Source organism: Pseudomonas sp. BN417 (genome assembly GCF_029871205.1).
Lineage (GTDB): Bacteria > Pseudomonadota > Gammaproteobacteria > Pseudomonadales > Pseudomonadaceae > Metapseudomonas.
Window position 1 is genome coordinate 1 of record NZ_SSOJ01000014.1, and the last position, 12,227, is coordinate 12,227.

The 12,227-nt window shown below is 66.8% G+C and carries 10 protein-coding genes; 4 read left to right on the forward strand and 6 right to left on the reverse strand.

The features are described 5' to 3' along the window. Positions 1 to 451: 451 nt before the first annotated feature. The 6 genes from E8F11_RS00275 to E8F11_RS00300 all read right to left on the reverse strand — a co-directional run bounded on the left by E8F11_RS00275 (position 452) and on the right by E8F11_RS00300 (position 6,530). Entirely contained in the window at positions 452 to 1,702 is a 1,251-nt protein-coding gene (locus E8F11_RS00275) for a heme biosynthesis HemY N-terminal domain-containing protein (protein ID WP_280286797.1), read from the reverse strand. After that, positions 1,699 to 2,832 carry a uroporphyrinogen-III C-methyltransferase gene (locus tag E8F11_RS00280; protein ID WP_280286798.1) on the reverse strand — a complete coding sequence of 378 codons (1,134 nt, stop codon included), beginning with the start codon at positions 2,830 to 2,832 and terminating at the stop codon, positions 1,699 to 1,701. The genes E8F11_RS00275 and E8F11_RS00280 overlap by 4 nt, the downstream gene beginning before the upstream one ends. A 16-nt stretch (positions 2,833 to 2,848) precedes the next feature. Beyond that, complete coding sequence (locus tag E8F11_RS00285; RefSeq protein WP_280286799.1) at positions 2,849 to 3,619, reverse strand: uroporphyrinogen-III synthase; 771 nt, start codon at positions 3,617 to 3,619, stop codon at positions 2,849 to 2,851. Continuing rightward, positions 3,616 to 4,557 (reverse strand): hydroxymethylbilane synthase, encoded by a 942-nt coding sequence (gene hemC, locus E8F11_RS00290; protein WP_280286806.1) that lies wholly within the window; start codon positions 4,555 to 4,557, stop codon positions 3,616 to 3,618. Before hemC ends, E8F11_RS00285 begins: the two co-directional genes overlap by 4 nt. A gap of 147 nt (positions 4,558 to 4,704) precedes the next feature. Continuing rightward, on the reverse strand, positions 4,705 to 5,451 hold the full coding sequence (locus E8F11_RS00295) for a LytTR family DNA-binding domain-containing protein (RefSeq protein WP_280286800.1): 747 nt from the start codon (positions 5,449 to 5,451) through the stop codon (positions 4,705 to 4,707). Continuing rightward, positions 5,448 to 6,530, reverse strand: a complete 1,083-nt coding sequence (locus E8F11_RS00300; protein WP_280286801.1) for a sensor histidine kinase — start codon at positions 6,528 to 6,530, stop codon at positions 5,448 to 5,450. Before E8F11_RS00300 ends, E8F11_RS00295 begins: the two co-directional genes overlap by 4 nt. A gap of 218 nt (positions 6,531 to 6,748) precedes the next feature. Between E8F11_RS00300 and argH the strand changes: the two genes are divergently transcribed. The 4 genes from argH to E8F11_RS00320 all read left to right on the forward strand — a co-directional run bounded on the left by argH (position 6,749) and on the right by E8F11_RS00320 (position 11,901). Beyond that, a complete protein-coding gene (gene argH / locus E8F11_RS00305; RefSeq protein ID WP_280286802.1) occupies positions 6,749 to 8,143 on the forward strand; it encodes an argininosuccinate lyase in 1,395 nt (464 codons plus the stop codon). A 222-nt stretch (positions 8,144 to 8,365) separates the two neighbouring features. Further along, entirely contained in the window at positions 8,366 to 8,644 is a 279-nt protein-coding gene (locus E8F11_RS00310) for a hypothetical protein (RefSeq protein WP_280286803.1), read from the forward strand. Positions 8,645 to 8,716: 72 nt separating this feature from the next. Then, positions 8,717 to 8,959, forward strand: coding sequence for a TIGR02647 family protein (locus E8F11_RS00315; RefSeq protein ID WP_280286804.1), 243 nt, complete (start codon positions 8,717 to 8,719; stop codon positions 8,957 to 8,959). Between the two features lie 104 nt (positions 8,960 to 9,063). Then, positions 9,064 to 11,901 carry a class I adenylate cyclase gene (locus tag E8F11_RS00320; protein ID WP_280286805.1) on the forward strand — a complete coding sequence of 946 codons (2,838 nt, stop codon included), beginning with the start codon at positions 9,064 to 9,066 and terminating at the stop codon, positions 11,899 to 11,901. The last annotated feature ends 326 nt before the right edge of the window (positions 11,902 to 12,227 follow it).

Genomic DNA, 12,227 nt, shown 5'->3' on the forward strand with positions numbered 1-12,227 from the left:
GCCTGAACCTGTGCAGAAGAGGTGGGGCGGCGACTCTGCCCCGTCAGGAGGCCGAGCGGAAGCATTGCGCAGGAGGACGAGCGGCATGGATGCCGCGAGAGGCGTGCGGGGCCAGGGATGGCCCCTCGCGCCGGGCCCCCGGAGCAATGATGGAGCGAGGGGACCCGACGAAGTCGGGCCGGATGCAGGGGCAAGTTTTTTGGTTCCTTTTCAACGATTGGAAAAGGGACTCGCCTGGGAAGGCGAAACCGGGACTCGCAGGCCACTCGATAAGCAGCTCGGCTCAGGACGCTCTAGCAACACTGAATGCAGAGATAGCCAATGAATTCGCCCCTACAAGGTCCATTCGCAAGCCTGAGCCTGCACACCCAATACGCACCAAGGCCTCGGTGCGCATGGCGCACCCTACAGGCCGGCTACGAAAAAGGCCCGGGATTTCCCGGGCCTTTCTTCAGGCGATCTTCTCGGCGGGCAAGGGCAACGCCGGCAGGCGTTGGTCGAGCAGCCCCAGGCCTTCCTGGAACAGCTGGTTGCTGCGTTCGACCTCGCCCAGCTGCGCCAGCAGGCGCGCCAGTTCCGCACAAGTCTCGGGGTCGCGGCGGAAGCTCAGGCTGCTCTCGAAGTATTCGCGCGCCTTGCCCCAGAGACGGTTGCGCAGGCACAGGCGACCGAGGGTGAGGAGCAGCGTGGCGTCGCTGGCGTGTTCCTTCAGCCAGCCCTCGGCGGCTTGCAGCTGGCGTGTCGGATCGCTCCCGCGTAGCAGGCCATAGAGCCGCACCAGGGCGTCGTCGTAGCCGCGCTTGATGGCGCCGCGCACGGCCTCTTCGGCTTCCTGCTCGGCACCCAGGCGGCGCAGCTGCTCGGCGAAGGCCAGCACCAGCCGCGGCTCGTTGCGCTGGGCGCTGGAGAGTTGCTGCCAGGCGCGGGTCAGCGGTTGCAGGGCGGTTTCGCCTTCGTTCATACCTTCCTCGCCGGCCTGCTGCAGACGGGCGCTCCAGGCGCGCAATTCCAGTTCGGCCAGCCGGCTTTCGGGCAGCGCCTTCTCCTTGCGCAGGACGGGCAACAGGCCGACCAGAGATGCCCAGTCGCCACGCACCTCATGCAGGTGCAGCATCTGCCGCAGCACCTGGTGGTGGCGCGGGTGACGCTCATGCACGGCCTTCAGGGTTTCCTGCGCGGCATCCGAATCACCGCGGTCCAGCTGCAATTCGGCATGGGCCAGGGCGATGGCCAGCTCGGCCTGGGGCTGGCGCTCCAGGGCACGCTCGAGCAACTGCTCGGCCTCTTCGTGCTGGCCGATCTTCTGTGCCGCGCGGGCGGCACCCAGGTAGTAGATCAGCGGCTGCGGGTCGTTCTCGGCGGCGCGTTTCAGGTGACGTAGCGCGCGCGCCCAGCGCCCTTCGGCCAAATCCAGGAGGCCCTGCTCGGACGCCAGGCGTGCGCGGCGGCGGGCGTTACGTCGCGACCAGGGATTGACCACGCCGCCCGACACCATCAGCAGCCGCAACAGGTAGCGCAGGCTGACGAACAGCAGCCAGAGCACCGCGAGCAAGGCCAGGGTGGCCCAGAGGGTGGACTCGTAGCGGAAGCCCTTGTACGCCACCAGCACGTAGCCCTTGTGCTGGGCCACGGCCATGCCTAGCAGGGTGGCGGCCGCGCCTATCACCAGGAGGATAAGCAGGACCTTCAGCAGACGCTTCATTGGCCGGCCTCCTTGGCCGGCTCAGTGGCGGCCGGCTCCTCGACTTCAGCGGCGGCCGCGCCCGGACTGCGTTGCAGGTAGGCCTGCAGGGCGGTCAGCGCCGGTGCGAGATCGGGCGCCTGCACCTCGACCGGCTTGCCGGCGAGTTCGTCGATGCGCGCCAGCAGCGCGCGGCTGTCGGGGTTCTCCTGGTTGAAGTGGCCTTGCAACACGTCGCGAGCCTGGCGCAGGGACTGCTGGTAGACCTGGGTCTGGCCATGCAGCGCGCCCCATTGCGCCTGCTCCAGGGCGAGCGAGAGCGCCAGGCGGACCCGGGACAGGTTCTGGCCAGACAGCAGCGGCTTGATGTCCTGGTCGGCATTCAACTGGATGCGGAAGTAGTGCGAGAGCTTTTCCAGCCACTCGGACCAGCGACTGCGGCCATCGCCTTCGGCGGCCATGTCGAGCAGCACACCACCCTTGTCCTCGAAGGCCGGCACCAGTGGATTGAGCTGGGTGGCCTGCTCGCGCAGGGCGCCCAGTTGCAGGAACAGGCCGGTGCGGTCCGGTTGCTCGGTGGTGCGCAGGGCCACCAGGCTCTTCGCCAACTGCTCACGGGCGGCGTAGGCCGCGGGATCATCCTGCTCGCGAAGGATGTCGTCGGCGGCCTGCACCAGCGCGGTGGCGCTGTAGATATCCTGCAGCGCCGAGAGGCGCAGGCTGGCCAGGCGCAGCAGGTGCTCGGCCTCGGCCAGGCGCCAGTCCTTGCGGCTGGCGCCAAGTATGGTTTCCAGCCGCTGGCGCAGTTGCTGCTGGTCGCCCTGGAGGTCGATCAGCAGGCGGCGGCGCTCATCCAGTTCGGCGGCGCTGGGCAGTTCGGCCAGGCGCGCGGTGAGCAGCTGCTCGCGCTGGGCCAGGGCGCGGGTCTGGCCGCGGGCATCCTCGACTATGTTGAGCTGCTGCTGGTCACGGGTCTCCAGGCTGCGCACCTGCCAGAGGCCCCAGCCACCCACGGCGACCCCGGCGGCACCCACCAGCAGGGCGAGCGCGGCCAGGCCATTGCCCCGTGGGGCCGGCGCGGAACTGGCAGGGGTGGCGGGTTCGGCGGCTACAGTGTGTTGCTCTTGTTTTGGGGAGTCTACTTCGCTCACGTATCCATCCTTCGCATCAGGGGGCCGGCGCGGGATACAGCTCGAGCGCCGCCAGCAAGGCCGCGGCATTCGCGCCACGGCAATCCACAACATTCTTGGCGCCCGCGGCGACTGCCTGCTCGGCTACCCGCGAGCTGGGCACGAACAGATGCAGGCGGGCCAGTTCGGACCAGGCTTGCCCGGCCAGGCGCAGGAGGTTCTCCAGGCCCTGACCACTGCTGACCACCAGGCCGTTCAGGCGTTCCGCCTCGACCGTGCGCGCCAGGGTGCCCGCCGGGTAATCCGGCAGGCAGCGTCTGTAGAGTTCCAGATAGTCGACCGCGACACCTTGGCCGCGCAAGCGCTCGGCAAGGAATTCTCGGCCACCCTCGCCGCGCATGATCAGCACTTTGGGGTCGTGTACGGCCAGGGCCTCGGCCAGTTGCGGCAGCTCCAGCAGGGCTTCGCTGTCGTCACCGGCGGCCGGCCAGAAGGTGGGCAGGCCGTAGTCTTCGAGCAAGGCGCCGGTGGCCGCGCCGACGCTGAACCAGCGCTGTTCGGCCGGCGATTGTGGCCAGTAGCGGTCGAGCAGGTCGAGGCCGAGGCGTGCCGCCGGCTTGCTGACCACCACCACGGCGCAGTAGCGATCGAGGTCGAAGATGATCGAGCGCTGCTCGGGCGTCTCGGCGATGGGTTCGATGGCCAGCAGCGGCAGGCTGCTGCTGTATACCTGCTGTTCGGCCAGGGTCGCGGCCAGGACTTCGCACTCCTCGGCCGGGCGCGTCAGCAGCAACCGCCATTCCGTCACGGGTGACCGGCCTCGCCATAGACGGCCTTGAGGATCTCCTCGGCGCCTTGTTCCAGCAATTGGTCAGCGACCTTGACGCCGAGGGCCTCGGCGTCGACGGCCGCGGCGCGAGCTTCGGCGCGCAGCAGCTGGCCACCATCGGGCTGCCCGACGAGGCCGCGCAGCCAGAGCTGGTCGCCTTCGAGCACGGCGTAGCAGGCGATGGGCACCTGGCAGCCACCGTTGAGGCGCTTGTTCAAGGCGCGCTCGGCGGTGACCCGCAGGGCGGTGTCCTGGTGGTGCAGCGGCGCCAGCAAGCCATGGATTTCGCTGTCGCCTGTGCGGCATTCGATGCCCACGGCACCCTGGCCGCCAGCCGGCAGGCTGTCTTCGACACTGATGGAAGAGCGGATGCGATCCTCGAAGCCAAGGCGGATCAGGCCGGCGGCCGCGAGGATGATGGCGTCGTACTCGCCGGCATCCAGCTTGGCCAGGCGGGTGTTCACGTTGCCGCGCAGGAACTGGATCTTCAGGTCCGGCCGGCGGGCCAGCAGCTGGGCCTGGCGACGCAGACTGGAGGTGCCGACCACGCTGCCGGGAGGCAGAGCGTCGAGGCTGTCGAAGCGGTTGGAGACGAAGGCATCGCGCGGGTCTTCACGCTCGCAGATGCAATAGAGGCCGAGCCCTTCGGGGAAGTCCATCGGCACGTCCTTCATGGAGTGCACGGCGATATCGGCCTCGTTCTCCAGCAGGGCGGTTTCCAGTTCCTTCACGAACAGGCCCTTGCCGCCGATCTTCGCCAGGGGCGCATCGAGCAGCTTGTCGCCACGGCTGACCATGGGCACCAGGCTGACCTTGAGGCCGGGGTGGGCTTGCTCCAGTCGGGCTTTGACGTATTCGGCCTGCCACAAGGCCAGGGCACTTTTACGGGTGGCTATGCGGATCTCGCGGGACATGATCAATTCCGGAAACGGTTATACCGGAATCATAACAGGCCCGCGTACGGCCTGGGCGCGGGCGGTTGTCGCGGAACGACATGGGCTGTCGAATAAACGCAGCGGGCGAGGATCAGGCGACCTCCAACGGCCCTGGCTGCCAACAGCGCGCTACAGGTTGTTCATCAACTTGCGCACGCCGGCGACATGGCGGCGGCTGACCGTCAGGGCCTCCCCGTTCATGCCCTTGAGGTAGAGCTGGAAGTGTCCCAGCGGGGTGCGCTGCAGGCGCTCGATCCGTTCCCGCGCCACCAGGGCGTTGCGGTGGATGCGCACGAAGCGGTCGCCGAATTCGTCTTCCAGCGCTTTCAGGGGCTCGTCCAGCAGGACCTCACCGTGCTCATGGCGCAGAGTCACGTACTTGTGGTCGGCGATGAAGTAGATCACCTGGTCCAGGGGGATCAGCTCGATGCCTTTCCGGGTACGTGCGCTGATGTGACTTCGGGGACCGCTCCCGCTAACCGCGGCAGGTCGGGTCAGCGCAGCAAGTTGTACTCGGTTCGGCCGTTCGGCCTTCTTCAGCGCCTCGGCCAGGGATTCGGAGCGCACCGGTTTGACCAGGTAGCCCACGGCGCTGACCTGGAAGGCTTCCAGGGCGAACTCGTCGTGGGCCGTGCAGAAGATCACCGCCGGCGGCGCCTCGCGCTCGCAGAGCCTGGCGGCCACCTGCAGGCCGTCCAGACCCGGCATGCGAATGTCCAGCAGGACCACATCCGGCTTGAGGCTGTCGATCAGGGTGAGTGCCTCCTCGCCATTGCTGGCGGCAGGCTCCAGGACACGGTACCCCTCGAGGTCGCCGACCAGACGGCTGAGGCGCTCGCGGGCTAGGGGTTCATCGTCGACGATCAGGACATTCATATCGCACGGGCTTCCTGCGTGAGTCTCGCACAAGGATAGCGTAGACAGGTGAAGTGGCGGCCGTCACGGCGCTCCACGCTCAGACTTGCCCGCGGCCCGAAAAGTGCCGTCAGGCGGGCGTCGATATTGCGTAGAGCCTGCTGGGTACCACGCGAGGGCGACTGCCCCTGGACCTCTTCGTAAGGGTTGCTCACGCAGAGGCGGAACATGCCGTCTCGATAATCCGCTTCGATTCGTACCAGCCCCCCCTCGATGCGCGGCTGGATGCCATGGATCAGGGCGTTCTCCAGCAAGGGCTGCAGCGTCAACTGGGGGATGGGCAGATCTTCCGGAACTTCATCCACCTGCCAATCCAACTGTAGCCGTTCTCCGAGACGATATTGCTCGATCGATAGATATCGCTTCGCCAACTCCATTTCTTCCCCCCAGTCGACCAGGGTGCCGGGCTTGGCCAGGCTGGCGCGGAAGAGGTCGGAAAGGTCGAGCACGGCCTGCTCGGCCTTGTCCGGATCGATCACCACCAGACTGGCGATGCTGTTCAGGCTGTTGAAGAGAAAATGCGGGCGAATGCGCGCCTGCAGGGATTCGATGCGCGCCCTGAGCTCGGCTTGCTGCTGCTTGCGCCACTGGCTCTGCAGATAGAAGTAGCGCAGCAGCAGCGCCGACATGATCAGGCTGATCAGCCCATGGCGCAGGTAGAGGTTGACCTCGCCATCGCGCGGCAGGGGACCGCCGAGGTTGAAGTAGTCGGCCAATGCGGTGCCCGCCAGGGTCAGGCCCACCACCAGGGCGCAGCAGAGGCTGCCGGCGATTGCCGCACGCAGGCGCGCCAGCACCGGCCGCAGCTGGCACAGCAAGGCGGCCGAGAGCAGCACGATCCATTGCACGAAAAGCGACGTCAGGGCCAGGCGCACCCAGTTGAAGCTCGGCAGCATGGGCTCGGCCAGCACCAGCACCAGTACCAGCAGCTCGGCCAGCAGCACGAGCCCGAGCAGTGCCTCGGGCAGGCAGAGCTCCGGCAGGAAGAAGTCGTCGTTGGCGGTTTTGGCACGCGCTTTCTTTTTCAGGCGCTTCTGCATCCCGGACATATCCCCAAAAGCCCGGCAGGCGACGAGCCAGGGTCGCCGGGCAAAAGCCTGTACTGAACCATCAAACCCACGACGCTTCCGTGAAGGTCCCGGCAATCGGCCCTATTCTCGACCGGACAGGCCGCGCCGGTTTTTCCGGCAACACTGGTATTATCGACGGTATTTTCCGGCCCATCGGCTTTCTTTCACCTTCTGCACCGAGTGAACCCATGAGCACCGACAAGACCAACCAGTCCTGGGGTGGCCGCTTCAGCGAGCCCGTCGACGCCTTCGTCGCCCGATTCACCGCGTCCGTAGACTTCGACAAGCGCCTGTACCGCCACGACATCATGGGCTCCATCGCCCACGCCACCATGCTGGCACAGGTCGGCGTGCTCAGCGAAGCGGAACGCGATGCCATCATCGACGGCCTGAAACAGATCCAGGGCGAGATCGAGGCCGGCAGCTTCGACTGGCGCGTGGACCTGGAAGACGTGCACATGAACATCGAGGCGCGCCTGACCGACCGCATCGGCGTCACCGGCAAGAAGCTGCACACCGGCCGCAGCCGCAACGACCAGGTGGCCACCGACATCCGCCTCTGGCTGCGCGACGAGATCGACACCATCCTCGGCGAGATCACCCGCCTGCAGCAGGGCTTGCTCGGCCTGGCCGAGGCGGAAGCCGACACCATCATGCCCGGTTTCACCCACCTGCAGACCGCCCAGCCGGTGACTTTCGGCCACCACCTGCTGGCCTGGTTCGAAATGCTCAGCCGCGACCACGAGCGCCTGGTGGATTGCCGCAAGCGGGTCAACCGCATGCCGCTGGGCTCAGCCGCCCTGGCCGGCACCACCTACCCCATCCAGCGCGAGATCACCTGCCAGCTGCTCGGTTTCGACGCCGTTGGCGGCAACTCCCTGGACGGCGTGTCCGACCGTGACTTCGCCATCGAATTCTGCGCCGCCGCCTCCCTGGCGATGATGCACCTGTCGCGCTTCTCCGAAGAACTGGTGCTCTGGACCAGCGCCCAGTTCCAGTTCATCGACCTGCCCGACCGCTTCTGCACCGGCTCCTCGATCATGCCGCAGAAGAAGAACCCCGACGTGCCCGAGCTGGTGCGCGGCAAGTCCGGCCGGGTGTTCGGCGCCCTCACCGGCCTGCTGACCTTGATGAAGGGCCAGCCGCTGGCCTACAACAAGGACAACCAGGAAGACAAGGAACCGCTGTTCGACGCCGCCGACACCCTGCGCGACTCCCTGCGCGCCTTCGCCGACATGGTTCCGGCCATCAAGCCCAAGCGCGAGATCATGCGCGAGGCGGCCCGCCGCGGATTCTCCACCGCCACCGACCTCGCCGACTACCTGGTGCGCAAGGGCCTGCCCTTCCGCGACTGCCACGAGATCGTCGGCCACGCGGTGAAGTACGGCGTGGACAGCGGCAAGGACCTGGCCGAGATGAGCCTCGAGGAACTGCGCAAGTTCAGCGACCAGATCGGCGACGACGTGTTCGCCGTGCTGACCCTGGAAGGCTCGGTCAACGCCCGCGACCATATCGGCGGCACCGCGCCGAACCAGGTCCGCGCCGCCGTACAGCGCGGCAAGGCCCTGCTCGCCGCACGCTGAGTCACCGGCACTGGGCGGACCGGCCAGTGCCGTTCCGTGCTCCGCCGTCCTGGCGGAGCACGCGACTACGCCGAAAATGCCGGCATCCGCCCTTTACGCCAGCGATCCCGCCGGGAAAGCAGGCATATTCCGCCTGCTCTGAACCAATCTGCCGTTGCCAGGGTGCCCCCGGGGCGGGTCCAGGCGTGGCACACTCCCGCCATCGCAAACCGGGAATCCGCCATGACCGACGACATTGATGACGGCGAAGAGGCCTTCGCCGAATCCACCCTGATCCAGGCCATCGAGAACCAGATCGAGGCGGACAGCCCGCCCGCCGCCCGCGCCACCTTCAACAAGCTGAGCCTGGTGGGGTACGAGCGTGAGGAAATCCTTCAGTTGATGGCCCTGGTGCTGGCCCACGAGATAGACGCCATGCTCAAGGCCGATCGGCCCTTCGATGGCGAATGGTACGAAAAGGCCTTGCGGGCGCTGCCGGACCTGCCGGAAGATCAGGCCTGACCTCGCCTACACTCCCCTGACTCCGGCCGGCATCCGCCGACCTCCGCAGTACGACAAGAACAAGGAGCGACCATGGTCTTCACCCCCGAACTCATCGCTGAATTCGAACTGCTGGCCCTCTTCAACCTGGACAACACCCAGGAAGGCATCAAGGTCCACAACAGCGCCAACCCCAAGGCCCAGGCCGCGGTGATGCGACTGCACCAGAAGGGCCTGATCACCCAGGCCGACGGCGGCTACCTGACCAGCCTCGGTCTCGACGCCGCCGAACACGTCCAGGCCCTGCGCACCATCCTCCAACCCGAACCCGCCTGACCCCGCGCCGCTCAAGACGGCAACATCGCGGGCGATACAATGCGGAGGCCTGCCGGCAGTGAACACTGCCGGCAGGGCCACCAGCATCGGGACAAGAACAGAGCATGACGCGCACCCAGGAAATCCGCCCGGACATCGACGACGGCATCGACCGCAAGGTCCTCGCGCAGCTGCGCGCACGCTTCCTCAAGGTCAACGGCGGCCGCCTGTCCCGCGCCATGCAGGCGCTTTCAACGCGCCAGCAGCTGGTACTCCGGCTGTTGCCGCTGCTCTTCCACGTCAACCACCCACTGCTGCCCGGTTACGTCTCCGGCACCACACCCGCCGGGGTCGCCGCCTTCGAGCCGGACGAGGAACTGCTGGCCGAGGCCCAGCGACTGACCCGCTCCTTCGCCTACAAGCCACGTCGCGGCACGCAGCCACAGCCGATCCACGGCCTGTTCCTGATGGGCAGCCTGGGCACCATCGCCCAGGCCGAACAGAGCGACATGGACATCTGGGTCTGCCATGCGCCGGAACTGGACGCTGCCGCCATCGCCGAACTGCAGCGCAAGTGCAGCGCGCTCGAGGAATGGGCCGCCGGCCAGGGCGCCGAGGCGCACTTCTTCCTCATCGATCCGGCCCGTTTCGCCCAGGGCGATCGCGAAGCGCGCCTCACTTCCGACGACTGCGGCACCACCCAGCACTACCTGCTGCTCGACGAGTTCTACCGCACCGCCATCTGGCTCGCCGGGCGTACCCCGCTCTGGTGGCTGGTGCCGGTGTACGAGGAGACGCGCTATGTCGAGTACAGCCAGACGTTGCTGTCCAAGCGCTTCATCCGCGCCGAGGAAGTGCTCGACCTCGGCCACCTGGCGCACATCCCGCCCGGCGAGTTCATCGGCGCCAGCATGTGGCAGCTGTTCAAGGGCATCGAGTCGCCCTACAAGTCGGTGCTCAAGCTGCTCCTCACCGAGGTCTACGCCAGCGAACACCCGCAGGTGGCATGTCTGTCGCTGCGCTTCAAGGAAGCGGTCTACGCCAACCGTCTCGACCTCGACGAGCTGGACCCCTACATGGTGGTCTACCGCCGCCTCGAAGAGTATTTGCTCGGCCGCGGCGAACCGGAACGCCTGGAGCTGATCCGCCGCTGCCTCTACCTCAAGGTCAACAAGAAGCTCAGCCGGCCACCGCGCAATCGCAACAAGAGCTGGCAGCGCCTGTTGCTGGAGCGCCTGACCGCCAACTGGAACTGGCAACAGCGCCAGCTGGCGATGCTCGACAGCCGCAGCCAGTGGAAGGTGCGCCAGGTGCTCGCCGAGCGTCGCGCCCTGGTCAACGAACTGACCTACAGCTACCGCTTCCTCTCCCAGTTCGCCCGCAGCGAACAGGCCGGCGGCACACTCAGCCGCCGCGACCTGGGCATACTCGGCCGGCGCCTTTACGCCGCATTCGAGCGCAAGGCCGGCAAGGTGGAATTCATCAACCCGGGGATAGCCCCGGATATCGCCGAAGACACGCTCACCCTGGTGCAATGCCCCAGCCCGGAGGCCAGGGACGAAACCCAGTGGGCGCTTTTCGCTGGTAGCCTGAATGCACTGGAATGGCAGGACTTCGCCCCGCTCAAGCGCAGCCGCGAGCTGGTCGCCCTGCTCGCCTGGTGCCACCGCAACGGCGTGATCGACGCCGGCACCCGCCTCTCCCTGCATCCAGGCAGCAGCGACCTGACCGAGTTCGAACTGACCAACCTGCTGACCAGCCTGCAGCAGGCATTCCCCCAGCCCCAGGGCCAGGTGGACGAAAGCGCCCTGCTGCGCGCCGGGGTGCCGACCGAGGTGCTGTTGCTGGTGAACGTCGGCATCGACCCGTTGAAGCAGCACAGCCAGAAGAATCTCCACCTGACCACCGATCGCACCGACGTCCTCGGTTATTCCGGGTTCCGCGACAACCTGGTGCTGACCATCGACCAGGTGACCCTGAACAGCTGGAACGAGTTGCTGGTAAGCCGCTTCGAGGGGCCCGACGCCCTGATCGACTGCCTGCGCGACTACCTCAACGTCCTGCCCGCCGACAGCGCCCAGCCGGGCCTGCGGGTGCGCTGCTTCTGCCGCAACCGTGCCCAGGCCATCGGCCAGCGGGTGGAAGAGCTGTTCAACGACGCGCAGAAACTGCTCGGCGCCGCCGGCGTGCCGCGATTCCTGCTGCAGATCCAGCAACGCTTCCATGTGTTGCAACTGCAGCCAGGCCAGGTCCGCCATGCCAGCCTGGCGGACCTGCCGGCACTGGTGGATCACCTGGGCCGCGACCTGCCGGACTACAGCCCGCTGCAACTGGATCGCCATGCCCTGGAAGACCAGGACCTGGCGCTGATCCTGCCCCTGGGCAGGCCCAACTGCATCCAGGTGTTCTACCGCCAGCACGGCGACAGCGCCGAGATCAGCCTGCTGGACGAGCACAATGCGCTGTGGCGCCAGCACCTGCCCTGCCACGACGAGCAGAGCCTGCTGACGCCGCTGCATCGCTTCCTGCAGTCGCTGCTCTACCGACGCAACGCCCAGCTACCGCTGGACAGCCCCCAGCTGCCGCCGGCGCCGGAGATCTTCTACTACGAAGTGATGCACCAGGGCCGCCAGCTGGAGCGCCGGATCGCGCCCACCGCGGCGATGAGCCATCCCTTCTACGATGTACAGGCCATTGTCGAGCCAGCCGAGCAGGGCATGGTGCACGTCACCCTCTACTGCAACCACCGGGAGTTTTCCGAGCTGGAATACGGCGCTGGTGTGTTCGCCGCCGTGGCCAGGCACATCCTCGCCCAGCGCCGCGAAGCGGAGCGCTACCCCTGTTACATCACCGACCTCGACCTGTCGCGGGTCCCGGGCAAGGGGCAGGCACAGACGGTCCACTACCTGCGCTACAAGGTGGAGCTGGAAGAACGGCTGAATCGGGCCCTGCAGGACGGCTGAGCCACCGCCCCACCCTGTAGGGGCGAATTAATTCGCCAAGGGATGCGTAGCATCCCCCTGCAAGATTGAAGGCCGGACCTGCGGCCCGGTTGGCGAATGAGTTGGCTATGTCTGCATTAAGTGTTGCTAGAACGTCTTGAGCAAAGCTGTTTATCGAGTGGGCTGCGAGTCTCTGTTTCGCCTCCCGGCGAGTCTCTTTTGGCAGTCGCCCCAAAAGAAACCAAAAAGGCTCGCCCCTGCATCCGGCCCGACTTCGTCGGGTTCCCTCGCTCCATCGTTGCTCCGGGGGCCCGGCGTGAGGGGCCATCCATGGCCCCGCACGCCTC

Bases quoted from the DNA above. Each gene is read 5' to 3' on its own strand.
- E8F11_RS00275 (WP_280286797.1), bottom strand. From the start codon at position 1,702: ATGAAGCGTCTGCTGAAGGTCCTGCTTATCCTCCTGGTGATAGGCGCG.
- E8F11_RS00295 (WP_280286800.1), bottom strand. From the start codon at position 5,451: ATGAATGTCCTGATCGTCGACGATGAACCCCTAGCCCGCGAGCGCCTC.
- E8F11_RS00300 (WP_280286801.1), bottom strand. From the start codon at position 6,530: ATGCAGAAGCGCCTGAAAAAGAAAGCGCGTGCCAAAACCGCCAACGAC.
- argH (WP_280286802.1), top strand. From the start codon at position 6,749: ATGAGCACCGACAAGACCAACCAGTCCTGGGGTGGCCGCTTCAGCGAG.
- E8F11_RS00310 (WP_280286803.1), top strand. From the start codon at position 8,366: ATGACCGACGACATTGATGACGGCGAAGAGGCCTTCGCCGAATCCACC.
- E8F11_RS00315 (WP_280286804.1), top strand. From the start codon at position 8,717: ATGGTCTTCACCCCCGAACTCATCGCTGAATTCGAACTGCTGGCCCTC.
- E8F11_RS00320 (WP_280286805.1), top strand. From the start codon at position 9,064: ATGACGCGCACCCAGGAAATCCGCCCGGACATCGACGACGGCATCGAC.